General features: G+C 38.3%; 30 protein-coding genes. 15 read left to right on the top strand and 15 right to left on the bottom strand.

The window, feature by feature from the left end:
* Positions 1–17 precede the first annotated feature (17 nt).
* From ACN9MR_RS14985 to ACN9MR_RS14950, 8 genes are all read left to right on the top strand, one after another.
* On the top strand, positions 18–620 hold the full coding sequence (locus ACN9MR_RS14985) for an LURP-one-related/scramblase family protein (RefSeq protein WP_426324763.1): 603 nt from the start codon (positions 18–20) through the stop codon (positions 618–620).
* A 144-nt stretch (positions 621–764) separates the two neighbouring features.
* On the top strand, positions 765–2,501 hold the full coding sequence (locus ACN9MR_RS14980; protein ID WP_426324762.1) for an ABC transporter ATP-binding protein: 1,737 nt from the start codon (positions 765–767) through the stop codon (positions 2,499–2,501).
* Entirely contained in the window at positions 2,485–4,245 is a 1,761-nt protein-coding gene (locus tag ACN9MR_RS14975; RefSeq protein WP_426324761.1) for an ABC transporter ATP-binding protein, read from the top strand. The genes ACN9MR_RS14980 and ACN9MR_RS14975 overlap by 17 nt, the downstream gene beginning before the upstream one ends.
* Positions 4,246–4,302: 57 nt before the next feature.
* On the top strand, positions 4,303–5,193 hold the full coding sequence (locus ACN9MR_RS14970) for an SMP-30/gluconolactonase/LRE family protein (RefSeq protein WP_426324760.1): 891 nt from the start codon (positions 4,303–4,305) through the stop codon (positions 5,191–5,193).
* A 376-nt stretch (positions 5,194–5,569) separates the two neighbouring features.
* On the top strand, positions 5,570–7,993 hold the full coding sequence (locus tag ACN9MR_RS14965; RefSeq protein ID WP_426324759.1) for a DUF4982 domain-containing protein: 2,424 nt from the start codon (positions 5,570–5,572) through the stop codon (positions 7,991–7,993).
* Positions 7,994–8,249: 256 nt separating this feature from the next.
* On the top strand, positions 8,250–8,540 hold the full coding sequence (locus tag ACN9MR_RS14960; protein WP_057933358.1) for a hypothetical protein: 291 nt from the start codon (positions 8,250–8,252) through the stop codon (positions 8,538–8,540).
* Positions 8,541–8,703: 163 nt separating this feature from the next.
* Complete coding sequence (locus ACN9MR_RS14955) at positions 8,704–8,892, top strand: cold-shock protein (protein ID WP_025142821.1); 189 nt, start codon at positions 8,704–8,706, stop codon at positions 8,890–8,892.
* A 243-nt stretch (positions 8,893–9,135) separates the two neighbouring features.
* A complete protein-coding gene (locus ACN9MR_RS14950) occupies positions 9,136–9,807 on the top strand; it encodes a hypothetical protein (RefSeq protein WP_426324758.1) in 672 nt (223 codons plus the stop codon).
* Between the two features lies 1 nt (position 9,808).
* Here ACN9MR_RS14950 and ACN9MR_RS14945 read toward each other — a convergent pair whose 3' ends face one another.
* The 12 genes from ACN9MR_RS14945 to ACN9MR_RS14890 form a co-directional block, all read right to left on the bottom strand.
* Complete coding sequence (locus ACN9MR_RS14945; RefSeq protein WP_426324757.1) at positions 9,809–10,150, bottom strand: hypothetical protein; 342 nt, start codon at positions 10,148–10,150, stop codon at positions 9,809–9,811.
* A 276-nt stretch (positions 10,151–10,426) separates the two neighbouring features.
* Positions 10,427–11,335 (bottom strand): bifunctional molybdenum cofactor biosynthesis protein MoaC/MoaB, encoded by a 909-nt coding sequence (gene moaCB, locus ACN9MR_RS14940; RefSeq protein ID WP_426324756.1) that lies wholly within the window; start codon positions 11,333–11,335, stop codon positions 10,427–10,429.
* Position 11,336: 1 nt separating this feature from the next.
* Positions 11,337–11,780: a molybdenum cofactor biosynthesis protein MoaE gene (locus tag ACN9MR_RS14935; protein WP_426324755.1), complete on the bottom strand. Its 444-nt coding sequence runs from the start codon at positions 11,778–11,780 to the stop codon at positions 11,337–11,339.
* 1 nt (position 11,781) lies between these two features.
* Positions 11,782–12,888, bottom strand: a complete 1,107-nt coding sequence (locus ACN9MR_RS14930; protein ID WP_426324754.1) for a ThiF family adenylyltransferase — start codon at positions 12,886–12,888, stop codon at positions 11,782–11,784.
* Between the two features lie 5 nt (positions 12,889–12,893).
* Entirely contained in the window at positions 12,894–13,127 is a 234-nt protein-coding gene (locus ACN9MR_RS14925) for a MoaD/ThiS family protein (RefSeq protein WP_426324753.1), read from the bottom strand.
* A gap of 230 nt (positions 13,128–13,357) precedes the next feature.
* Positions 13,358–13,573, bottom strand: coding sequence for a hypothetical protein (locus ACN9MR_RS14920; protein ID WP_426324752.1), 216 nt, complete (start codon positions 13,571–13,573; stop codon positions 13,358–13,360).
* Positions 13,566–14,306 (bottom strand): sulfite exporter TauE/SafE family protein, encoded by a 741-nt coding sequence (locus tag ACN9MR_RS14915; RefSeq protein WP_426324751.1) that lies wholly within the window; start codon positions 14,304–14,306, stop codon positions 13,566–13,568. The genes ACN9MR_RS14920 and ACN9MR_RS14915 overlap by 8 nt, the downstream gene beginning before the upstream one ends.
* A gap of 3 nt (positions 14,307–14,309) precedes the next feature.
* A complete protein-coding gene (gene glp / locus ACN9MR_RS14910; RefSeq protein WP_426324750.1) occupies positions 14,310–15,488 on the bottom strand; it encodes a gephyrin-like molybdotransferase Glp in 1,179 nt (392 codons plus the stop codon).
* Positions 15,489–15,495: 7 nt separating this feature from the next.
* Positions 15,496–16,476 (bottom strand): GTP 3',8-cyclase MoaA, encoded by a 981-nt coding sequence (moaA, locus tag ACN9MR_RS14905; RefSeq protein WP_426324749.1) that lies wholly within the window; start codon positions 16,474–16,476, stop codon positions 15,496–15,498.
* Positions 16,473–17,063 carry a nucleotidyltransferase family protein gene (locus tag ACN9MR_RS14900; protein WP_426324748.1) on the bottom strand — a complete coding sequence of 197 codons (591 nt, stop codon included), beginning with the start codon at positions 17,061–17,063 and terminating at the stop codon, positions 16,473–16,475. Before ACN9MR_RS14900 ends, moaA begins: the two co-directional genes overlap by 4 nt.
* A gap of 13 nt (positions 17,064–17,076) precedes the next feature.
* Entirely contained in the window at positions 17,077–18,180 is a 1,104-nt protein-coding gene (locus tag ACN9MR_RS14895) for an XdhC family protein (protein WP_426324747.1), read from the bottom strand.
* Positions 18,181–18,545: 365 nt separating this feature from the next.
* Positions 18,546–18,776 carry a hypothetical protein gene (locus ACN9MR_RS14890; RefSeq protein WP_086547003.1) on the bottom strand — a complete coding sequence of 77 codons (231 nt, stop codon included), beginning with the start codon at positions 18,774–18,776 and terminating at the stop codon, positions 18,546–18,548.
* 156 nt (positions 18,777–18,932) lie between these two features.
* Between ACN9MR_RS14890 and ACN9MR_RS14885 the strand changes: the two genes are divergently transcribed.
* A complete protein-coding gene (locus tag ACN9MR_RS14885; RefSeq protein WP_426324746.1) occupies positions 18,933–19,115 on the top strand; it encodes a Sec-independent protein translocase subunit TatA/TatB in 183 nt (60 codons plus the stop codon).
* Positions 19,116–19,227: 112 nt separating this feature from the next.
* On the opposite strand, the gene ACN9MR_RS14880 is transcribed toward ACN9MR_RS14885, so the two are convergent.
* The 3 genes from ACN9MR_RS14880 to ACN9MR_RS14870 are packed head-to-tail and all read right to left on the bottom strand — an operon-like array spanning position 19,228 to position 21,548.
* Positions 19,228–20,019 (bottom strand): molybdopterin-dependent oxidoreductase, encoded by a 792-nt coding sequence (locus ACN9MR_RS14880; RefSeq protein WP_426324745.1) that lies wholly within the window; start codon positions 20,017–20,019, stop codon positions 19,228–19,230.
* Positions 20,003–20,722, bottom strand: coding sequence for a cytochrome b/b6 domain-containing protein (locus ACN9MR_RS14875; protein WP_426324744.1), 720 nt, complete (start codon positions 20,720–20,722; stop codon positions 20,003–20,005). Before ACN9MR_RS14875 ends, ACN9MR_RS14880 begins: the two co-directional genes overlap by 17 nt.
* Before the next feature lie 52 nt (positions 20,723–20,774).
* Positions 20,775–21,548: a DUF1223 domain-containing protein gene (locus ACN9MR_RS14870; protein ID WP_426324743.1), complete on the bottom strand. Its 774-nt coding sequence runs from the start codon at positions 21,546–21,548 to the stop codon at positions 20,775–20,777.
* Positions 21,549–21,677: 129 nt separating this feature from the next.
* Here ACN9MR_RS14870 and ACN9MR_RS14865 point away from each other — a divergent pair, with 129 nt between their 5' ends.
* The 6 genes from ACN9MR_RS14865 to ACN9MR_RS14840 all read left to right on the top strand — a co-directional run bounded on the left by ACN9MR_RS14865 (position 21,678) and on the right by ACN9MR_RS14840 (position 24,823).
* Positions 21,678–22,277: a sigma-70 family RNA polymerase sigma factor gene (locus ACN9MR_RS14865; protein ID WP_426324742.1), complete on the top strand. Its 600-nt coding sequence runs from the start codon at positions 21,678–21,680 to the stop codon at positions 22,275–22,277.
* A gap of 1 nt (position 22,278) precedes the next feature.
* Positions 22,279–22,545, top strand: a complete 267-nt coding sequence (locus ACN9MR_RS14860; protein WP_147229072.1) for a zf-HC2 domain-containing protein — start codon at positions 22,279–22,281, stop codon at positions 22,543–22,545.
* A 60-nt stretch (positions 22,546–22,605) separates the two neighbouring features.
* Entirely contained in the window at positions 22,606–22,869 is a 264-nt protein-coding gene (locus tag ACN9MR_RS14855; protein ID WP_426324741.1) for a hypothetical protein, read from the top strand.
* Between the two features lie 51 nt (positions 22,870–22,920).
* Entirely contained in the window at positions 22,921–23,502 is a 582-nt protein-coding gene (locus tag ACN9MR_RS14850; protein ID WP_426324740.1) for a peroxiredoxin family protein, read from the top strand.
* A gap of 210 nt (positions 23,503–23,712) precedes the next feature.
* Positions 23,713–24,198: a hypothetical protein gene (locus ACN9MR_RS14845; RefSeq protein ID WP_426324739.1), complete on the top strand. Its 486-nt coding sequence runs from the start codon at positions 23,713–23,715 to the stop codon at positions 24,196–24,198.
* A 10-nt stretch (positions 24,199–24,208) separates the two neighbouring features.
* Positions 24,209–24,823, top strand: coding sequence for a glycine-rich domain-containing protein (locus ACN9MR_RS14840; RefSeq protein ID WP_426324738.1), 615 nt, complete (start codon positions 24,209–24,211; stop codon positions 24,821–24,823).
* Positions 24,824–24,879 lie beyond the last annotated feature (56 nt).

Below are 24,879 nucleotides of genomic sequence, written 5' to 3'. Positions count from 1 at the left end.
AATATTAAAACTACAATATGAACAAGCAGATTCCTCCATTTTTTTTAAGCGACGAATATTTTATTGATGAGAAAGTAAACTTTTTAAAGTTTGCGAACGAGTACAAAGTGTACAACGATCAGGGCGCTCAGATCGGGATTATTAAACAGCGTATTTCTGGCTGGCAAAAAGCTTTAACCTTATTGGTTGATAAGCGTATGATGCCTTTTAAATTAGAAATTACAGATATCAACGACCAGTTGCAGGCCACCATTACAAGAGGGTGGACCTTCTGGATGTCGAAAATTATTGTGACCGATCCGCTTGGTGTTGAAGTGGGGATTATTAAACAAAAATTTAAATTCTTCAAGCCAACTTTTACCATTTCAAACCCCGCATCTGGAGAAGAGATCGCAAAAATATCTGGCGATTGGAAAGCCTGGAATTTTAGCATCACCAATAACGCAGGTGCCGAAATGGGCAAAATAAACAAAAAGTGGGCTGGCGCTTTGAAAGAAGTTTTCACAACGGCCGATAAATACAATGTTTCTATCGATCCAAGTTATGCCGAAAGCAATCAGAAAGTTGCAATTGTGGCCACTGCCATTACCATCGATATGGTTTTGAAGGAAAGTAAGTAGGATAATTATTGAATTAGAGAATGATTGAATTATTGACCGAGAATATCCCTCGAATAAATTACATTCTCTAATTCAATAATTCAGTCATTTAATCATTTCTTTGGGCTAAATTTGGAGCCTACAATTTAAGGTATCTTCATTGATATGGAAAAAACCAAAGAAGCCAAAAAGCCGAGTATTTTCGGTTTACTTGGAAATTACAGAGGCTTAATTTTTATGTTGATCCTGTTTGCGTTGCTCAGTAACGGTATCAACTTACTCTTACCAAAGATTATTGCAAGCGGTATCGATTCTTATACCAACAAAACTTTCAATCTTCAATCCATTCTACTTCAGTTTTCACTGGCTATTGTACTTGTTTTTATCTTTACTTATTTGCAGAGTATTGTGCAAACCTATGCTTCTGAACGTGTGGCAAGAGATTTAAGAACAAGATTATCTAATCAGATTTCACGACAGAGCCATGCCTACATTATTCAGGCTAATCCATCAAAACTGCTGACCAATCTTACAGCCGATGCCGATTCGATTAAAATGTTTGTTTCGCAGGCTATCGTTTCTATCTGCTCGTCTATATTTTTAATTGTTGGAGCAAGTATTCTCCTTCTGATAATTAACTGGAAACTAGCACTTTGTGTCATTGCTATTGTGCCGATAATCGGTGGGGCATTTTTTTACGTGTTAAGCAAGGTAAAAGTGCTTTTCAAAAAGAGTAGGGAAGTGATCGATTGGTTGAACAAAGTAATCAGCGAAAGTATTTTAGGCTCGGCTTTAATCCGGGTAATTAATTCACAAGCTTTAGAATACAATAAATTTATAGATGCGAATGCCAAGGCGAGAGATTTAGGAATTTCCATTCTCCGTATGTTTGCTGCGCTGATTCCGGTTATTGTTTTTACAGCCAATTTATCTGGTTTGTGCATTCTGGTACTGGGTGGTCACTTTGTAATTACCAATTCGATGACCCTTGGAGAATTTACCGCTTTTAGCAGTTACCTCACGCTCATTATATTTCCCATTTTGGTAATCGGTTTTATGAGCAATGTAATTGCGCAGGCTACGGCATCTTACCAAAGGATAGAAAGTGTGCTCAATGCTGCTGAGATCAAACATCCAGGCACGTTGACGACACAACTGCGAGGAGATGTAGAAGCGAAAGACCTTAATTTGAGTTTCGGACAAAAACCAGTTTTAAAATCGGTTTCATTTTCTGCCAAAGCGGGTTCCAAAACCGCTATTATCGGTCCTACGGCTGCGGGTAAAACACAACTACTTTATATTTTAACAGGTCTTATTGAAGCAGATTCTGGTGCGGTGCTGTTCGATAACGAAGAAATTAAAAAGTACAACCAGGAGAATTTTCACCAACAGGTTGGCTTCGTATTTCAGGACAGCATTATGTTCAACATGAGCATCAGGGAAAATATTGCCTTCAGCGATACCGTTACAGATGAATCTTTAGCGAAAGCCATAGCTACTGCCGAACTTAAAGATTTTGTAGATGCTTTACCTGATCAGTTGAACACCATTGTGTCAGAACGTGGAAACAGCCTTTCGGGTGGACAAAAACAACGCATTATGCTGGCCAGGGCTTTAGCGGTGAATCCGAAGATCTTATTACTTGATGATTTTACAGCCCGTGTTGATACCAATACGGAGAAAAGGATTTTGGAGAACATCCAACAAAATTATCCTGGTTTAACTTTACTTTCTATTACACAAAAAATAGCTTCTGTTGAACATTACGATAAAGTGATCTTGCTGATGCAGGGCGAAATCATTGCAGAAGGAACCCATCAGGAATTGCTGAAAAGTAGTCCGGAATATGTTCAGATTTACAATTCACAACAGAGCACCAGTAATTATGAACTACAATCTTAACCAGCTTAACACCAAGCAGGAAAAGCAATCTACTTTTAAGGCGCTGAAAAGCCTGCTAAAACTGATCTCGGCCGAACGTAAGAACCTTTGGCTGGCGCTGATTGCCATTTTGGTTAACTCAGGTCTATTGCTTTTAGGGCCATTACTGGTAGGCCATACAGTTGATACCTACATCCGCACGAAACAGTTTCATGGTGTGCTTATTTTTGGTGGCATACTGTTGGTGATGTACATGATTGCCATGGTTACCGGTTACACTCAAACCAGGTTGATGGGGGGAGTTGGTCAACGAATGTTGTACACTTTGCGTAATGCCATTTTTAATAAACTGCAGGAGTTACCGGTTTCATTTTTTAATCAGAACAAAGCTGGCGATCTGATTTCGAGAGTAAATAACGATACCGATAAGCTGAACCAGTTTTTCTCGCAGTCGTTAATGCAGTTTATAGGCAGTATTGTAACCATGATCGGTGCCGGTATTTTCTTGCTTTCGATTAATTTAGAACTAGGTGCTGCAACACTTTCGCCTGCGGTAGTGATCGTTCTTTTTACGATGGCTTTATCTCCCTGGGTAAAAGGAAAAAATGCCAAAAACTTAAAAAGCGTTGGCGGAATGAGCGCCGAAATACAGGAAAGCCTGAATAACTTTAAAGTGATTATTGCATTTAACCGTAGGGATTATTTTAGAAAACGTTTTAATGAAGCCAATGCCGAAAACTATAAAACAGCTATAGGTGCGGGGTTGGCCAATAATATTTTTGTGCCTGTTTACGGTTTGTTATCAAGCATAGCACAGCTGATTACCTTATTATTCGGTATTTACCTGATTTCTACCGGCAACTTTACATTGGGTTTATTGGTAAGTTATATTTCCTATACCACCAATTTTTATAATCCGTTGAGGCAATTGGCTGCCCTTTGGACAAGTTTTCAGGTGGCGATGGCCAGTTGGGACAGGATATCGCAGATTTTATCATTAGAAAGCAACTTAAAACAGATTAAAGTTGACGAAAATATCACTTCTGATGCTTTGCTTGAGTTTAAAAATGTGCATTTCTCTTATGATGACAGTAAAGAAATCCTCCATAACATTAACCTGAGGTTCGAAAAAGGAAAAACTTACGCCTTAATTGGTCCAACCGGAGGAGGGAAAACCACTACTGCTTCTTTAATTTCGCGTTTGTACGATGCCACAAAAGGAACAGTTTTATTAAATGGTAAAGATATCCGTTCATTTTCTGCTGAGGAAAGAACACAAAAAATCGGATTCATTTTACAGGAGCCATTTTTATTTACAGGAACTGTAAAAGAGAATATTTTGTATGGTAATAGTCAATATAAGGACGTAAGTGATGCGCAGTTGGAGAAAATAATTGAAGAAGCCAATTTAAACGCACTTTTAGCCATATTTGACGAAGGGTTAAATACGCAGATTACTTCAGGATCTGACAGTATAAGTCTGGGGCAGAAACAGTTAATTGCCTTTATGCGCGCGGTACTGAGAAATCCTGAACTGTTAATCCTTGATGAAGCTACAGCCAACATCGATACCATAACTGAACAGCTTTTAGGAAGCATTTTAAATAAACTGTCGAAAGAAACCACGCTTGTCATTATTGCGCACCGTTTAAACACCATCGAAAACGCCGACGAGATTTATTTTGTAAATGAAGGCGAAGTGCAAAAAGCTGGAACGCTGAATGATGCACTAAATATGTTACTGAAAGGGAAACAGGTAAGTTAATATCTTTATAAACCTATCAGGTCTCAAAAACCTGATAGGTTTGTTAAAAAAATACACATGAAAAAATATTTCTTCTTTTTGGCTCTTTCAGCCTTAAGCACCATCTCTTTTGCGCAAAGTACAGGGCAAAATCTTTTTGTTCAGGATAGTTTAACGTTGATTTCTTCACAGTTTAAGTTTACAGAAGGTGCATCGGTTGATAAACAGGGGAACGTGTTTTTTACTGATCAGCCTAATGATAAAATCTGGAAATATGGCATCGATGGCAAACTGAGCCTGTATATGGACAAATCGGGAAGGGCAAACGGTACTTATTTCGATAAAAAAGGCAACCTGATTGTTTGTGCCGACGAGAATAACCAGATCTGGTCTATCGATAAAAACAAAAAGATAAAAGTGCTCTTCAGCGATTATGAAGGCAAAAAGGTAAACGGACCAAACGATATCTGGTTGGATACTAAAGGAGGCATTTATTTTACTGATCCTTATTATCAGCGCGATTACTGGACCAGGAAATCGCCTGAGATTCAAGGTCAAAAGGTATATTATCTTCCAAAAGGAAAAAAAGAAGCCATCATTGTGACGGATGACATCATCAAGCCTAACGGTATTGTAGGTACTCCGGATGGTAAATTTTTGTACGTGGCCGATATGAGCGCCAATAAAACTTATCGTTATAGTATTGGTGCCGATGCCCGATTAACGGATAGGCAGCTTTTCCTTAATCAGCTTTCTGACGGAATGACTTTAGATCGTAATGGAAATATTTATGTAACCGGAAAAGGAGTGGATATTTATAAACCTACTGGCGAAAAAATCGGTCATATTGATATACCAGAAGAGTGGTGCGGTAACATTTGTTTTGGCGGAAAAGACAAAAACATGCTTTTTATTACAGCTTCGAAATCGCTGTACGTTATTCCAACAAATGCAAAGGGAGTGGAGTAATAGTTTGTTATAGCCATTTAAAGGCATGTAAAGCTAAAAAATCAAGGATGAATTAAGCTGAAAAATTTTTCTGTTCAGTTTATTCAACCTCTAAAAATATTAAAGGCATTAATTAGTTTTGGATTCCTACTTATAGGGATAGACGACTATGAAAAAGCCCTCTCAGGATTGAAGGGCTTTTTTACTTTTATTGTCGTATTCTGAAAATGACAATACAAACATCGTTTATATTCTACTTCGGCATCCTTACTTCGGTTCTGCCACGCTGTTCAATCTGCAATCAATTTAAAGCACCGAAAAGCTGGGAATTAATTTGATATGGTGTTAACTTAAAAAGAAGTTATATTGCTATCGAATTTATCCTAAATAATCCCTGATGAAAAAAATATTATTACCACTTTTTTTAGTGGGTATTTTTTATTTAAATGCCGCTGCCCAAAGAACCGAAATCCTGTTAGATGAAGGCTGGAAATTCTCAAAAGGAAATTTCCCGAATGCTGCCGAAGCTACTTTTAATGATACACGCTGGGAAACTGTTTCTGTTCCGCACGATTGGGCTATTAGCGGACCTTTTGATAAGGAAATAGACAAACAGGTAACTGCCATCACTCAGAACGGCGAAAGCAAAGCCACTGAAAAAACGGGCAGAACAGGAGCCTTACCTTATATTGGGGAAGGCTGGTACCGAAAAAAACTAAATCTCCCAGCGCTTAAACCAAACCAGAAAGTGCTGCTTCAGATAGATGGCGCCATGAGCGAACCTCGTGTGTACCTGAACGGGAAACAGGTTGGACAATGGAATTACGGTTACAATTACTTTTATATCGACATCACTAACGACTTAAAAACGACCGGTAATTTATTGGCTATTCATCTTAAAAATATGCCCAAATCTTCGCGCTGGTATCCTGGAGCAGGCTTGTATCGCAATGTGCATATCACCATCAAAGACGAAAAAAGCATCGAACAATGGGGAATTACAGTAACGACCCCAATAGTAAAGAAAGAATTTGCCAAAGTGAATATCAAAACCAAATTAACAGGTAAAGGTGTTCGTTTGGTTACACAAATTTTAGACAGTTTAGGTAAGCAGGTGGCTATTGATACGGCAAAATCAATCTTTGGAAACGAAGCCGATCAAAATATAGAAATCAGCAATCCCAAACTTTGGAGCCCAGAAAGGCCTTATCTGTACACTTCGGTATCGAACGTTTATGAAGGTGGGATATTGAAGGATGTAGTAAAAACAAGATTCGGAATCAGAACGATCAATTTTAGTGCAGGCATAGGATTTAGCCTGAACGGCCAGGTGAGGAAATTTAAAGGCGTTTGTTTGCACCACGATCTTGGTCCGCTTGGCGCTGCTATTAATACGGCTGCATTAAGAAGACAATTAACAATTTTGAAAGAAATGGGTTGCGATGCCATCAGAAGTTCACACAATATGCCTTCCCCTGAGCAATTGGAGCTATGCGATGAAATGGGATTCATGTTTCTTGCCGAAAGTTTCGATGAATGGGCAAAGGCCAAGGTAGAAAATGGTTACCATTTATATTTCAATACCGATGCCGAAAAAGATATTGTAAATCTGGTACAGGCCAATAAAAATCACCCTTGTATTGTGATGTGGAGCTCAGGAAACGAAGTGCCCGACCAGTTTGGTTCAGAAGGTGTTAAAAGGGCTAAATGGCTTCAGGAAATTTTCCACAGGGAGGATCCTACACGTCCTGTTACCGTAGGGATGGATCAGGTGAAGGCAACCATGCAATCGGGTTTTGGTGCATTAATGGATATCCCAGGCTTAAATTATCGGGTACATCTTTACGAAGAAGCCAATAAGGTTTTTCCACAGGGCTTTATTTTGGGATCTGAAACAGCGTCAACGGTAAGCTCCCGGGGGATATATAAATTTCCGGTTGTAAAAGGATTTGATAAACAATATCCTGATTTTCAGTCTTCTTCTTATGATCTTGAATATTGTAGCTGGTCTAATGTACCTGACGATGACTTTGTAATGCAGGACGATAAACCATGGGTAATCGGAGAATTTGTATGGACAGGTTTCGATTATCTGGGCGAACCAACCCCTTATGATAGCAGCTGGCCGTCAAGAAGTTCTTATTTTGGGATTTCCGATCTTGCAGGTTTACCTAAAGACCGTTATTACCTGTACAGAAGTCGATGGAATAAAGCTGCGCCAACTTTACATTTATTGCCACATTGGAACTGGGAGGGAAGAGAAGGTCAAACTACGCCAGTTTTTGTATACACTAGCTACGATAGTGCCGAACTTTTTTTGAATGGTAAAAGTTTGGGTGTACGAAAAAAAGATAAATCAACACCACAGAACCGCTACAGATTGATGTGGATGGATGTAAAATACGAACCAGGAATCTTAAAGGTTGTAGCTTTTGACAGCAATGGAAAACCCGTAGCCGAAGAAAAGGTAACTACTGCAGGTAAACCTTATAAAATTGTATTAACACCGGATAGAAAAGAGATTACGGCCGATGGAAAAGATTTGGCTTTTGTAACTGTATCGGTAGTTGATCAAAATGGTATACCTTGTCCAACAGCCACCAACGCTTTAAATTTTGAAGTAAAAGGAGCGGGGACATTTAAAGCGGTTTGTAATGGCGATGCTACTTCTTTGGAATCGTTTGTAAAACCAACCATGAAATTATTCAGTGGAAAACTGGTGGTTGTGGTACAATCAAATAAGAAAGGCGGAACTATACAATTAAATGTTAAAGGAAAAGAATTAAAGAGTAGTGGTTTGGAAATTGTTTCTCTAAAGTAATTTTTCACGTCAAATATATCTTTATTTAGTGTATAAAGGTAAAATCTAATAGATTTTTGATTCAAATAATTGATTTTAAGTGTGTTATTGATAAATAATTATCGTTTTAGTTGAAGAATTATCATTAAAAGAGCTGCATTATGCAGCTCTTTTGTTTTTTATTGATTTTTAATACGAATTGTATAGGTCCTGTTACAATTAATCTTATTTGGAATAATTTTTTAAATTAGCATATATTAAAAAACCTGATAAGCTTATGGAAAATCTAAAAGAAGAAACCAAAATCAAAGCTTTCCTAACCAGGATAAAAGCAGAGTGGCCAGGAGTGGTAGAACGCTTTGAGTTTAAAACAGGCAGTGTAATTTACGTTCATTTAAAGGAAGGCATATCGAGTATGGACTTTCTCGGTAAACTTTCCAGGCAGGTAGAACGTTTTGTCGATTTCAGTATGCCCATTATCTTGTATCATATTGAGAGTGATGGAATGAACTTAAGGTCGCACCCAATTAATTGGTATTCTTCCATTACGCAAGGAAAATCTTTTTAATGCTCGTAAATATTCGTGATTAATACCTTATACTGTAAAATGGCAACATAATCTTTACAGTGGTAAATCTTTTTGTGCATAATTAGCAATTTTGTTTGCCAGTAATTTTGGTTTTTGGGTTTTAATCCTATTTTTGGTTTTTAATTTAAAAACATCCAGTATAATGAAAAACGGAACAGTAAAATTTTTTAACTCAGAAAAAGGCTTTGGCTTTATTAAAGAAGAAAGCGGATCTGAGATTTTTGTGCATGCATCAGGCCTGATTGACGAAATCAGAGAGAATGATACAGTTGAATACGAAGTTCAAGAAGGCAAAAAAGGCCTTAATGCAGTGAAAGTAAGAGTTGTTTAATTCTTCCCCAAAAAGATTTTGAGCAGGATTTAGTCCTGCTTTTTTTTGCCCTCATATTTTATTACGCCATCGAAACCGGGTACATCATTAACTGAACAAAAAGGTTGAAAAAATTTCCTTCTCATTTCTAGTTAATTACCAATCTGCCCCTCTTTACACGCGATCTCTATAGTTGTTTTCTGAATTGGATTTTTATTTTTGCTAATGTCGATCTAGTCGGCCGGAACCAAACAAATTATATTTTTGCAACTTTCTATTTTTTCAATTCAGGAACCTGTTATAAACAACAAACCTCTTGATCGGGGTACTTTTATGGCTGCAGCACAGTTTGTAACAGCACTTAATTTTGCAGGCGAATTTGAGCTATTAAGTTTATCAGCCATGAATACACAGGTTGGAGCAGCTAAAAAAGGTGGGCTGGTATTTGTACGTAATGGAAAGTTGAAAATGCATCCCGAAATCTACGATCATTTATCCCTGATATCGATATCTTCCATCTGCGCAGGGAGTATTTATTTCCATGGCCGTGATAAAATTGCTGCAGAAATCGTAAATCTCCCGTATAGAGATGGCCTTTTAAACCTGGATGGTGCTGAAGAGGATTATATGGCCTTTAAGCGTTTATGTAGCCCTGTTTCACGGTTCTTTTTGCTACAGGCCAAAAAAGTACAGTGGTCTGCAATCCTATCCACCTTTAGGTTTTTTATGATGGAAGGCGTTTGGGATGTGGTTAATTTTGTTGCTCATGCACTGCATCAAGCTGATGCCGATGTGCTCGCCTGTGCACAGCTTTTAGAAAGCATGCAAAAACAAGAATGGTATCCTGGTTTTTGTCAGTCATTACAAGATTTCCATACCTCTCGTTATCCTTTAAGTAAAGTTGGCTTAGAATCAGAACTGCCAGAAATGGCCTAAATTATTTCAGGTAACTCTCTAATAAAACACTTATTTCATCTCCAATAGCTCTATTACCCATATTATTGAGTTTTTGTTGCGAAGAATTGTGCTTTTCGATATATGTAGCCTCTGTTTTATTGAATTTAAGATAACCCTGTTCAAAATAACGTTCTTCAATTTCGGTAGAAGAATCCATCGATCTGAACCATAGTTTAATCAATGAACCCGTAACTTTATCGAAGTAAAGCCAGTGGTAGGTTGCTTCTGCATCTGCATTATCGGGCAGACCAAGACGCTGAATTTCTAGAATAGTGGTATCAGAATTTTGGAAAAAGTATAAAATCTTATATTTAGACGACATGGGGCAAAAATAGGACTTAATTTTTTATCGCAAAAAACATTTTTGCTGTTTAGATTTAATATTGTTGAAGACTGTTAAGGTTTTGTTTTTTTGTTTTGAAAGTCGTACACAGCAATGTGCTAAAAAAGAGATGTCCATCCTGAGCTTGTCGAAGGATAATCGTTTTTTTGATTTGACAAAAATTGAAAGTCTTCGACAGGCTCAGACTGACACAGCGAAAGATTTGACTAATCTTAAAGTTGGTGATGTAGCATCTACTTTGACGATTTATCCTAACTAATGTTTTTCACCTTTAATCACCTTAAATAAATGCAAAACCTGAGGAAATAGGGCATCCATACTTTCTTCTACACCACTTTTCGACCCTGGGAAGGTAAGTACCAATGTTTCTCCGATAAAACCTGCTACACCGCGCGAAAGCATGGCATAAGGCATGCGCTCCTGGCCATAACGTCTGGCAGTTTCCATAATCCCATCGATATTACGGTCAATTAAAGGAGCAATGGCCTCTGGAGTTACATCGCGGGGTGAAAGGCCGGTTCCTCCGGTAAAAATGATTAAATGGTATCCGCCTTTGCTTAATTCGCTGGCTTTGTTCCGAATGATGTTGATCTCGTCGGGTACGATTTCATACTTCTCGGCATTGATGTTCCATTGGGCTAATCTCGAAATAATCGCTTTGCCAGAGCTATCCTGTGTTTTGTTTTCAAAAATAGAATCTGAGCAAACTACAATAGCCGCTTTTAGTTCCGGGAATTTGGCATTTTTAAGATCAGATTTTCCTCCCGATTTTTTTAAAAGCCTAATATTTTCTATTTCAACACCTTTATCAATCGGTTTTAACATATCGTACATGGTTAAAGCCGTAACCGAGGCACCATGCATGGCTTCAACTTCTACACCTGTTTTGTATATGGTATGTACCTCAACCGTAATGATGATGGTTAAATCCACAATTTCGTAGGTAATAGCGGTATATTCAATTGGAAGCGGGTGACAATCCGGAATGACATCACTGGTTTTTTTTACCCCGAATAAGCCTGCTGCACGGGCAAATTCAAACACATCGCCTTTGGGGATTTTGCGTTGTTCAACCGCATCAATGGTTTCTTGCTTTGATACCTTTACAGTAGCGGTTGCAACGGCAATCCTTAATGTACTGGATTTTTTTGTGATGTTTACCATATTAAATATTTTCTTTCCACTGATGGGTTTCGTCTTCGAATATTTCTTTTCCCCAGATCGGTAATTCTGCTTTTAACCGCTCTACTACATCACTACAGGCGGCTATTGCCGGTTTACGGTGTGCCGACGAGGTAAAAACAAAAAGGCAGATTTCACCTGTTTTAACTGCGCCCAAGCTGTGGTAAATATGCATGCAATTGAGCGGGTATTTTTCGAAAATATCTTCCCTGATCTGATGCATTTTTTCGAGGGCAAGGTCTTCGTAGGCGGTATATTCAATCGCAGCGACAAATTTGCCTTCAATTTCATCTTTTCTCACCTGACCCATAAAAATACTATGACCACCAATAGCTGTTTTGCTATTGTGTTTGGCAATACTATCGGCTATAAAAGCAGGTTCGATCGGGCCATTTACAAATATGTTTTTTATCTTTTTTTCGCTCATGTTAGGGTTTTAGAAAATGATCTCTCCATTTTACAATACCACCTTTTAAACTGTATATTTTTTTTGCGTCGCCATATTTTTCCTGCATGGCCTCTGCTGCAGCTACACTCCTGATACCATGCTGGCAGATCAGCACTACATGTTTTTGATAAAATTCTTTACTCATAAAGGCTCCAAATTCCGACATTGGTACCTGCATAAAAATCTGTTTATCCAATATGGGTACTTCGTGCCTTTCGCGTACGTCGATTAAAATTGTAGATTCTAACTGCTGAAGTTTAACCAGTTCGCTGGCATCAATTTCTATATATCCCTGTGGTCCTTCGCTCGTATCCTGATAATCCATATTTAAAAATTCATCAACAGTTTTGGGCAGGGTATAGCCAGCTCCATGACTGATGTTGATGGTATATTGTTCTTGTGTAAGTAAGTTGTAACTTAAAATTTTATTGGTGAGCGGCTGCCCGATTTTGGCAATCAGTTTAATGGTTTCTGCGGCTGACATGGTACCCAATATGCCTGGCAATACACCCAAAACGCCATTTTCTGCACAATTGGCTACTTCTCCTTTATCGGGTGGAATGGGGAAGATATCGCGGTAATTGGTGCTGGGCGTTAAATGATCGGGGGTATTAAATATGGCTAACTGCCCCTCAAAACCTGAAACTGCAGCAAATATAAGCGGTTTGTTCAATAGTGCACAGGCATCGTTAATCAGGTACCTGGATTCGAAATTGTCTGTACCATCCAATATGTAATCGTATCTGGATAGAATATCGAGAATATTATTTTTCTGCAAGCGGATGGGGTGGCGGATAATCCCGATCTGGGTATTCATCTCCTGCAAGCGCTTTGCTGCAACCTCTACTTTCAGCTTTCCGATATCAGCTGTAGTAAAAAGAATCTGCCTATGTAAATTGGATAATGAAATGGTATCGTCATCAACAATACCAATATGGCCAATGCCGGCAGCAGCGAGGTACTGCAACGCAGGACAGCCCAAACCACCAGCACCAATTACCAATACTTTTGCCCTTAAAAGCTGCTGTTGTGCTTCCTCTCCAAATCCCTTAAGGATAATCTGCCTGTTGTATCGCTCTGCACTCATATCGTTTATCCCCCAGAAAAAGGTGGCATTATGGCTATTGTAGTATTGTTGGTAATTTTGGTATTTTCCTGAACGATATTTTTATTCAAGGCAAGTTTATATTTCATGCTTTTTAAAGCAGGAAACTGATTTTCGAGATACTGTTTAAAAGCATCGGTATCAGCAATGCCATCAACCTCAATATTTTGATTGTTGATAAACTCGGCAATCTTACCAAAACTGATCAATTCGATTTTCATCTGTATATTTTTGTTTTTTATCGGTGATGAAGCTATCATGAACATATTTTTCATCAGTATATGTTTGTTTTTTAATTGTTATGAAGCTATCATGAGTTTATATGCATTTCTGTTGGTGACTTGTAAACTCATGATGGTTTCACAAGTTTCTATTTGATTTTTGTATTCAAGCGCTCGCAGGCTCGGTTTATTACCGTTTGTGCGTGTTTGCTCATGATGGTTTCATGCTGCTAATTTACCTGTAAGATGCTGATTTTTTGCTGCACCAGGTGGTTAAAAATTGTCATACTATCCAAACTAACGGATTTATATGTACTTAAATTGTCTAAAGTGATTGTTAAAGGCTTTTTAACCTTCCCTTCGATTACAAATTGCTTGCTCTCTTGTGCATTTACAGCAAAACTTAAAAATAATAAGGCGATGATAAGGCATTTTATATTATGCATGTGTAAATAGTAATTTATAAGCGGCCAATGCCAATACACAGGCCAGCACATTTTTTAAAACCGTTTGCGGGAATTTTAAGGCACCAAAATAAGCCCCACAAATGCCGCCTACGAAAGCTACGCCAACATAAGCGAGCATGTGGCTATTAAATTCGAAACCTTTAATGAGTTGGCCACCTAAACCAGCAACTGAATTAACAAAAATAAATGCTGCACTAATGGCCGCGGTCTGTTTTTGATCTGTCCATTTTAATAGCAATAGGATAGGAGAAAGGATAATCCCTCCACCAATACCGATCATACCCGAAAGTAAGCCGATAATACCGCCAATGGCAAGCGATAGCGGAATATTTGATGGTTTGAAATCTTTTGGATCTGTATTTTTAAAGAAGAAAAAACGGATGACCGGGATGAGTAAAAGCAGGCCCAAGATCTTTTTATAAATGGAACTTTCGATTACCATCATACCACCAACAAAAGAGAAGGGGATAGAGGCAAGCGCAAAAGGCCAAAAGGTTTTCCACTTAAAATGGCCACCACGGTAAAACTGGATAAATGAAGTGGAGGAAACAAACAGATTGAGTAATAGAGCTGTTGGTTTCATGATGGCTGGCGAAATGGCAAAAATGGCCATCAGCGCAAGATAACCGCTTGCCCCGCCATGCCCTACTGAAGCATATAAAAAGGCAACTATAAAAAGTAAACAATAAAAGAGGATGAAGCTTTCTTGCATGGTTTAGCTAGGTAAAATCATTACGGTCAGGATGTCGTTTTCTTTAAAGTACTCTTGTGTTTCATCAAGGCAGATCAGGCAATTGGCCTGAGCAAAGGAGCTTAATCGGTACGACTCCTGCGCGCTAAGCGGAGTAACCAGTCCATTTTCATACTTGCCCTTAAGGAAATGTGTAAGTCCTGCAGCTTTGGAATAGGAATGGGTGAGTTTTGCCTGAACCTCAATTACGCTATTGCTTTTATGAGATAAGGCTTTAATAGATGGTAATACATAATTATAGTAGCAACTGAGTACAGATGAAGGGTTTCCTGGCAGTCCGAATATTAGTTTTTGATCTTTTGTGCCAAAAAACAAAGGTTTGCCTGGTTTTTGTTTTACCTTATGAAAAATCTGTTTAATGCCACAATGTGCAGCGGCTTCGATAACAAAATCATAATCGCCTACACTTACGCCTCCGGTTAGCAGCACAACATCGCTGCTTTCTATTGCAGTTTGTAATACTTTTTTTAGGATTTCCAGATCATCATCTGCTTTGTAAACGGCAATTTGTTCAATGCCTTCATGTTTTAAAGCTGCAGAAAGCGAATAGGAATTCGATTCGTACACCTGGCCAAATCCGAGTGTTTTTCCGGGTTGTTGTAATTCTTTCCCCGTTACAATAATCGAAATCTTTGGCATGGGATAAACGCTAACTTCGTTAATACCAATCCCAGCCAGAAAGCCAATAGCGGCAGGACTGAGCAGGCTCCCTTTTTCCATCGCCAAGGCTCCGGCCATAATTTCTGAACCTTTATCCCGTACATTTAAGCCAAGCTTTAAATTAGGATCTTGCAAGGTAATTTTTCCATCTCTACGTGCGATTTTTTCTTGCATCACCACAGTATCGGCACCTTCTGGCAAAGGCGCACCTGTAAATATCCTGCTGGATTGCCCGTTTCGTATAGTAATGGTGGTTGCCGTTCCCGCGGCCATTTCGCCGATTAAGGTGAGTTCTTGTTCATGATCTGTAAACTTAATGGCATAACCATCCATGGATGATTGGCTAAATGCAGGAATATCATATTTAGCATAAACGTCGGCTGCAAGAATGTGCCCTGATGCCTTTGCCAAATCAATTGAAATGGGATTGAGTGCTATGATGTGTTGAGAAATGAGGTCTTTTGCTTCTTTAACGCTAATCATGAAAATTTTATCCTCCAATGGTAATCATACTTCTGTTTTGAATGGTTGTAGCATCAATTTTTTCGAAATCGCTTACCAACTGTCCGCCCAATGCTTTCTTTTTGCTCCAAATAGCCGATTGAATTAGTGGAAGCACATCTTCATTTTTCCGCAATGCCGTAAGCAGATCGGTTTCACTATCCGAAAAAAGGCAGTTTTTGAGTTTGCCATCTGCAGTTAAGCGCATGCGGTTACAGGTATCGCAAAAAGGATTGGTCATGGTGCTGATAATGGCAAACGAACCTTCGTGACCAGGGATCATGAAACTTTTGGCCGTATCGTGCGGTTCTCCTTTAACAGGTAATACGGTGAAATCTTTTTCAACAACGGATAGGATTTCATCTAAAGAAAACATTTTATTGCTCGTCCATTTGTTACCGCTAAAGGGCATAAACTCAATAAACCTGATCTGGATAGGATTGTGTTTGGTCCAACTGATGAAATCATTGATCTCGTTATCATTAAGCCCTTTCATCACCACCATATTTACTTTTACCTTGATTTTGTGCTGCAAAAGCAGTTCGATATTACTCCGTACCTGATGGAAAACATCCCTGCGGGTAATCATAAAGAATTTTTCTGGCTGAAGGGTATCTAAGCTGATGTTGATGGTTTTAATACCAGCCTCTTTTAATACAGGCAACATTTCGGCAATGCGGGTTCCGTTAGTGGTGATTACGAGCTCGACCGGAAGTTTACCCAATGCCGCAATAATTTGGGCTGCATCTTTTCTCACCAATGGCTCACCACCTGTAAGCCTGATTTTTTTTACGCCATTGGCCACAAAAACTTCTGCCAGCTTAATAATTTCGCCGGTTTGCATGAGCCGGGAGGCAGGGGTGAAGTCGTATTCTTCCTCTGGCATGCAATAAAAGCAGCGAAAATTGCAGTTATCGGTAAGCGATATCCGCAGGTAATCGTGTATTCTTCCAAAAGAATCTGCTATCATTGCTGGCTAATTAAATTGTTATAATCTGTTTCTGTATCAATATCAATTTCTCCATGTTCAAAAACAACTGTTTCTACATCCTGAGGATATTGTTTGAGTATCTTTTTTGCTCCTTCTGCTCCTGTGAGCGATAAAAGTGCTTCAAAATAATCTTTTTTGAAGAGGGCAGGAGTTCCTATCGTTTCGGCATATGTACTGGCAATTATATTTTTACCTATTTCTTTCTGCTTTTCGATTAAGTTATTAAAGTTAGTCATTTTTATAAAAGCCTGGTCGGCTACAGCAATAATGATACTTTCAATTTCACTATTATTTTTGATCATAGTTGAAAGTCCGGCTACAATACTCGATGCCATTCCATTTTCCCAACTTTCATTAATAACAAAATTAGCCTGATCATTTTGATGTTGGCTGGCTATTTCTTTAGCATTTGCACCTAAAACAACGATAACAGGTCTGCAACTTGTTTCTAAAGCTTCATTTATTACGGTTTGCAATAACGTTTTTCCTTTGTAATCCAAAAGCTGTTTTGGTCTTCCCAAACGTGAAGAACTACCTGCTGCCAATATGATAATGCCTGTTTTCAATGCTTAATTGTTTTTATTCGTAAACATGGATCGGTTTTTTCTTCTCTTTTAAAAACACGGCCGAAGCACCTGTAAAAACAGATTTAATCTCGGCGAGTATGGAAATGGCGATTTCTTCTGCAGTTTCTGCGCCAATATCCAATCCAACCGGACCATGCACACGTGTTTGGTTTGCTGGCGTTGCCAAATCCAGTTCATCTAACATCCTGAGTAGCTTTTTCTTTGGCCCTAGTGTACCGATATATGGAGCGTTTGTGCCCAATAGATATTTAAGTAGTTCGAGGTCGTAATTGTAATTATGGGTCATCAGAACAAAAGCCGTTTGTTCATCTATTTGAATTTGAGCTAATACATTTTCGGGTTTGCTCACCAAAACCTTGGTGGCGTTTGCAAAACGTTGTGGTGTAGCATGCGCAGGTCTTCCATCTATCACCGTTACTTCCCAGCCTAAAAGGTAAGCCATTTCGGCTAAAGGCTGTGCATCATTGCCTGCACCTGCTATAATTAATGAAATTGGGGGTTGGATGAATTCGAGAAAGGCATCAATCCGTTGGTTGTCAAAATTATACGCCTTAATTGCTGTGGTCTTATGTGCTGAAACTTCAAGGATATCTTTAATTATCTCATCAGAGATTGCCTGAGGGATTTTAGATAGAATAGGTTCATTTCTAAAAAGCATGCTTGTACCCAACTGCAGCTTATCTGTTAGGGAAAAAAGTGTTGCTAAAACTGCATTTTCCCTTTTGCCTTGCAATGCGGTTAAAATGGAAATGGGGTTTAACCCATCTTCTTCTATAATGGGTTCGAACAGAATATGCACAATACCATTGCAGCCCAGCTGAACACCAAATTTGGCATCATCTTCGTCTGTAGTATCGTAAGTAATGAGCTTGTTTTCTTGCTGTACAATTGCCGAAAGTGCTTTCCGCAATGCATCGCCTTCTAAACAACCGCCACTAATGGCACCTGTTAACTGGCCATCTTCAGTAATCAGCATCCTGGCACCAGGCCTGCGATAAGAGGAACCTTCTACCTTAACTACCGTTGCAAGGGCTGTTTTTTTCTTCTCCTTCGTTGCTTTTTGATATGCCTTTATTATATCGGTAATTTCTTTCATTAGGGATTAATGCAATAGATGATGCAATTTAATGATAATCTATTACAAATAGCCAAAGCAAAGGAAGATGTATTATGAATAAAAAACTTGGATTTTTTGATTCTACTTGTACAGTCAGATGGCACTACTAGACTATGTTTGTGCAGTCAGATGTTACCATCTGACTGATAAAGTAAATTCCAATGTGGAATTGCGATAGCAACTCCAATGCTTATTGCCTCTGAGAACGAGATTAAGTGTCAGATAGTAATATCTGACACCACTAGAAAAGATATTTTTCGATCAATGTTTGTGCAATCAGATAGTATATCCGGCACACTACAATATGATATCCATAATAATTACCGGAAATTTCAATGTTAGGCTTAAAAAGGCTCGGAATGAAAAATTTCGAGGTTAATACAGCGCAAACCAATACTGTTAAAGAGCTCGGTGATTTCTTTTGTCCAATCTCTTGGCGAATCTACCCTGAGGATTTTATCAGAATCCCATAAATCGATATTCCATTTAATTTCTTTGAACTGGCTGTTCAGCAATGGACTGATTACGTTTAACTCGCTATCAGTGGATACATTTGTTTTGAAAACGGCTATCATATAGAAAAGTTTTTAGGTTTGTTGCAACTGTAGACGTACAACTTTAGAAATTACTTTAAATACAAGTAGATTTTTTAAACTATTTTAAATTTTGCTGTAAAAGAACCAAGGCTCTGGTTTATGCGTAAGTGTAACATATCCATAATTAAAAACAAAATGTTGAATACAACCATCGCTGCCTTGCTTGGAGGCCCTGAAATGATTATTGTTGGAGTTGCTGTTTTATTATTGTTTGGCGGCAAAAAAATCCCTGAATTAATGAAAGGATTAGGAAAAGGCATAAAAGAATTTAAAGCCGGGCAGGAAGAAGAAAAACCTGAGGTACCAAAACAGGCTTAGTTAAGCTGTTCTCAATTCTGATTTTGCTTTATTCAGCCTAAGTTTAACCATTTGTAAGGAATTTCCTTGCCATATTCCTATCTAAAGCCAGAATTTAAGATGTAAGGTCAGTTTATAAACCTGAATAGTAATCATAACCTTGTTCTGCCCAGTAATCTCTAGGTCTGCTATCGCTAAAACTCATGGTGCCGATTCTTTTCAGGTTTTTAATACCATATTTAACCGGCACAATTAGCCTTAAGGGTGCTCCATGGTCAATACTGATTGGTTTGCCGTTCATTTCATAAGCCAGTAAGGTTTGCGGATGCATGATGCTTTCTCTTTCCAATCCTACATAATAAGCTCCATTTGGCGTTTCTAAGCCCATATATTGTTTTTTAGCTTCTTCCTGGAGCTTAAAATGTGCTAAAAAATCACTTAATCTAACACCTGCCCAATGTTGGATTTCGTCCCAACCTTCAACACATTTAAAATCGTAAACAATCTCTGTTTTGGGTAATGCTTTTAGTGCGTCTATGCTGATGTAACGATCTTTTTGGTTTTTAAGTTTTACAATGAGTTTCCAACTGCTAATATCAAAACCCTCGTCATCTTCAATACCGATCAGGCTGTTTACTCTTGGGGTTTTTGCAGCTTCCGTTATCGGATAGGTTTTAACCAGGTGTTTGTTGCTGAAGAAATTGCGGAAAAAGAGTTCAGTTTTATTTAGTGCCCTGCGTAAGGGAGCTCGGGTACCACCAGTAATGCCAGGTGTTTCTTCAGGAGCGTTTAAAAGCCACTTCCAGCCAGCAATAGTACTAACTCCGAGGGCTGAGAATGCCCCAAATGAAATAAAGGTTCGCCTTTTGATTTTCTGTTCAACTGTTAATGGCGTCTTAATCTTCTTTTTATAGTTTGCTTTCATCTTTATCTTCGGTTTTTCGAGGTATTGCGGGTTTGTGTTTAAGTTGAGGCTCTTCTTCCACCACTTCAAATCCAGCCACCACCGCCCTGAAATTATTCCATCCGGCAAGCACTACTTGAACAATATGGATCAAAAAGAAAAAGACATATCCAATGGTTAATGCAAAATGGAGGATCCTGGCGAAATGATAACCACCACATAACCAGCAGAGCCAGTAAAACTGTACAGGTTTGTAAATGGCCAGGCCCGTTGCGATGGAACCAATACCCATAAATATAATGGCCGTATAGGCGATGCGTTGTGCGGCATTGTATTTCTTTTGTGGTGGAATAGTTTTACGGATATGCAGATCGTGAAGGAGTACGAGCCAGGCTTCTTTAAAAGAGTATCTATTTGGTAATAGCGCTCGCCAGGCACCCGAAAAAACAGTGTAAATGATATAGAGCAAGCCATTAATGAAAAAGAACCACATAAAAAGAAAGTGAAATGCCATTCCTTCTGCCAGCCTCCCCGAAATGTGGAAGTAATCGTAAAACCATTCAGGAAAAAATTTGATCAGACTGAAGCCAAATATTGAAATGCCATAAGCATCATTGGCCCAGTAAATAAAAAGTCCGCTCCAGATCATCACCGCCAAAACCGGAAAATTAATCCAGTGTGTCCACCGCATTAAGAGCGAATGTTTTTCTTTAATTACTTTCATTGTGAGGCTGTTGATGTGATAAACACTAGGGCTTATCGTTCGGATTTACGACTTACTTATGATCTAACAAAGGGCTTAAACTTGTTGCCACAGTTATCTTACCTGTTTTATTGTTTTGCAAAAAAGCAATTAATTCTGTGGGCTGTTCCCCGTTCACTTGGTTCATTTGCACATTTACTGACCCATTGGTTTTTCCTCCCAGGACAAAGGTTTCGAACTGAGTTACAATCTGTACATGGCTTAAAGTCTTGCCTTTATTCTCACCCCTTAAAACCTGATTGCTTGCTTTTGCAATTACCAAAGCCACCGCCAGCGAATAACCATCGGTTGGTTGATTGGTATTATAATTTAGTATGAGGTTACCATTGCCGGTTTTGCCCGTTGAAATATCTAAATTTCCCATAGATGGACTGGCAAGTGCTGTTTTAATGCTATTACGGAGGATGCTTTCCTCCGAGCCTACAAATTCTTTGTTTCCATTTACCACAACCTGTGGTGTGTAAACGGTTTTTAAGCTTAGCCAATCTGCATATTGGTTTTGTCTTGCAGAAAATTTCGCGTTGCTAAAACGATCTTTCCAGCCCAGTCTGTCCCAATAATCTACATGAAAGGCCAATAAGTATATAGGTTTGTTTTGATTTTCTTTTTCGATCTCAGCCAACAATGCATCTGCAGAAGGGCAGCTCGAACAACCTTCTGAAGTAAAAAGTTCTATAACTGCAAAACCTGATTTGGCTATAGGTTTAGGGATGGTTTTATGATCTGCAATAAAGGCAGTACTGAGAAGGTTTATCACCAAAAAAGGTAATACTATTTTTCTGATCATGGTTGCTAATTTTATGCTTAGTCGTTTTTGATTTATAATCCTTACAGAAAAAATAAAAAAAAGTGTAAGGATGTTTCTTGTCTCGCGACTAATCAATTAAGCACTATATTTATATAACATACGTAAAAAATGCAAAACGAAACGGACAAAGATATTGCTCCCAAAAGTCTTCACTCAGATCCATTGAGCTGGGTTGAAAAATATGCCGATTACCTCTATGGATTTGCCATGTCGAGATTAAGGGATGAAGATGTGGCCAAAGATATGGTGCAGGATACCTTTTTGGCGGGGTTACAACGTGTAGACCGTTTTGAAGGGAATAGTGAGGAAAAAACATGGTTAACGGCTATCCTTAAAAACAAGATTGCAGATTTTTACCGGAAACGATCTTCAAACGGGCTAAGAGATTTAAAGCTAACAGATGCCGAAGGCGAGCAACAGGATTTCTTTGACACCGAATCAGGGCACTGGAATGAAAAATACCGTCCACAGGCCTTTGGTTTGGAGGTAGACAATCCTTTGATGATTAAAGAACTGGGTAGTATATTAAATGAATGTTTGGCTAAACTCCCTGGATTATGGTTTTCAGTATTCTCGATGAAACATATGGATGATCTGTCATCGGAACTGATCTGTACCGAACTTAAACTTACCGCGGCCAATTTCTGGGTAATTATGCACCGCACAAAACTTAACCTGAGGGCATGCCTTCAAAAAAACTGGAACTGATATGACGAGCGCGCTAAGAAATATAATTTATAACTGTAAACAAGCTACTTTTTTGATCGAAAAAAGAATTGCCGGAAAAATTACAGCTGCCGAAACACTACAATTGCATATACATCTGGCGGGCTGTTCGGTATGCAAAATTTATCAGCAACAGAGTATATTGATTAACAGGGTATTTGTAGGGTTTGAAAACACTGATTTTAAACTGGATGAAGCCTTTAAAAAAACATTAACGGAGAAGATTGAAAAAGAAATCAATAAAAATTGATTTTTCTTGTAAGGTTTTAATTATCGCTTCGACTAAGGGATAAACAAAACGCATAAAAACATGAAAAATCTAATTTTAAAATCAGCAGGAAAATTGTTTATGGCTGCTTTAGTTGTGGCTAGCCTTTCGTTACCAAGTTTTGCTTCGGTTAACAGTTCCTTACAGGAAAAGATGTCTAAAATGAAACAAAACAAAATGGAGAAGAAGAAAATGGATAAAATGGAGAAGAACAAGATGGACAAAATGAAAACCGATTCGATGAAAAAAGCCAAAATGGAGAAATCTAAAATGGCTAAAGGAAAAATGTCGAAAAGTAAAATGTAAAAAAACTAGGCAGGGAAGCTTGCTCCCTGCCTTTTGTTAAATAAATATAAAATGAAAAGAATTATACTATTTGTTACCTTAATTGTTGCATTATCCTTTCAGGTAAAAGCACAAAAAGGATTAAAAGAAGGGGATAAAGCCCCAATGTTTAGCGGGGTGGACCAAAACGGCAAAACCGTGAGTTTGAAAAGTGCACTTAAAGCGCACCGTTCTGTGGTATTGTTTTTTTATCGCGGTCAGTGGTGCCCTTACTGTAACAAACACATTAAAGAACTTCAAGATTCTTTAAGTTTGTTAAGCGGGAAAGATGCTTATGTTATCGGTGTTACACCTGAAACGAAAGAAAACATTGATAAAACAATTAAAAAAACGAGCGCTGGTTTTTCTATCCTTCAGGATAAAGACGATGAGATTATGAAAGCCTACAATGTTAACTTTATGATGGACGAAGCAACCTTTACCAAATACAAGGGCTATGGTATAAATTTAGAAGACAACAATGGGAATACCCGACATACCTTGCCCGTTCCTGCAACCTATATCATCGATCGTTCAGGGAAAATTAAATATGTTCATTTCGATCCCAACTATCAAAAAAGAGCCTCTGTAAAACTTTTGCTTTCGAAACTTTAAGCTGTTAATAATAGCATTAGATTGGTTTTCATCTTTTACAAATATTAGCCGCAGATTAATAGATTTTATAAAAAAAAAATGTTCAGCATTTAAGCTGTGACAACAAGAATGGGTGTTTTTGTTTTAGCATTGATCGATTAATGCTAAGACTTTTAGCGCTAAAATTCAGCTTTTTATCTGTTATTTTCTTACCTTCAGATTTTAAGGCTTATGGTAAAAGATGAAATTATTTTGTATAAAAAGGCTTGGGACCCTAGCAATTGTTCATTTATAGCCGGCATGTTTTTGTTTTCATTTATCATTATTGTCATTGTTTCCTTTTTTTCGAAAGAAAAAGGGGCCTTATCTATCTCGCTTTATGTTTCTGCGATACTGACTTTTATATTAGTAACCGTAAGAGTAGTGGGTTATTGGGCTAAGCGTGAAGAAAACACAGTGGTATTAAGGGTATGTGAAGAAGGACTTCATTATTATGAGCATACTGCCCTTATCCAATGGAAAGCCATAACCGATATACAGATTGTTAACCGTGAACTTTCGGTTTCTGTTGGCGCCTCACCTGTATTGGATTTTACATTAAATTTATTGGACACCGATCTACAGGAAACGTTCGACGATTTCTGCCAGCTGCTTAACAGGTATTATTATCCCAAAACCGTTTATATCTATGAATCTTCAGTTTCTTGCGGCTGCTAACTAATTCACGATGAAACCTGAATATATAACGATATTACCTGATGAAAGAGATGTAAAATATGCAGAAGATCCTTTGTGGCAACGGATTTATGGCTATTCGCCGGACAATGAAGATTTTGCAATCCCTTTTTCGCGCAAATTAGCAGTTACCGAGGGCTGGACAAGACGATTTACTTTACTGGCAATAGCAGAGTATAAGCGTTTTGTGTATCTCTGCTGTATATCACAGAATGGGGCATCGCCTTCTGTTGTGGTTGATAAGGTATGGCACATGCACCTGCTATATACTGTAGAGTACTGGGAAAAATTCTGTCCATTGGTTTTGGGTCGGAATTTACATCATTATCCCAATGTGGGGGGGATTGTGGAATACAATAAACATCAGGATTGGTATCTGGAAACATTAAAACTTTATCTGCTTATCTTCAAAGAAAATCCTCCTCCAGATTTTTGGAGAATACCCAAGGATATTTTACCGCATTTATTAGATAAGAAAGGTGCCGCCGCTTCACAAAACAATAGGAAATCGTTATGCAACAGAATTACAGGCATCATAATACGTAGATTTCAGTTCCTCAGTAATTTTAGAATTATAACAGATAAGGAGAGAAAAAAATCGGTGTAAACCGACTTTAAGTCATTTATACCGCATAAACTAAAACAAGAAGTACCCATCGATAT

The organism is Pedobacter sp. R-06, assembly GCF_049913135.1.
Lineage (GTDB): Bacteria > Bacteroidota > Bacteroidia > Sphingobacteriales > Sphingobacteriaceae > Pedobacter.
The sequence above is the reverse complement of the archived record's forward strand: the minus strand, read 5'-3'. Positions and strand labels throughout refer to the sequence as shown.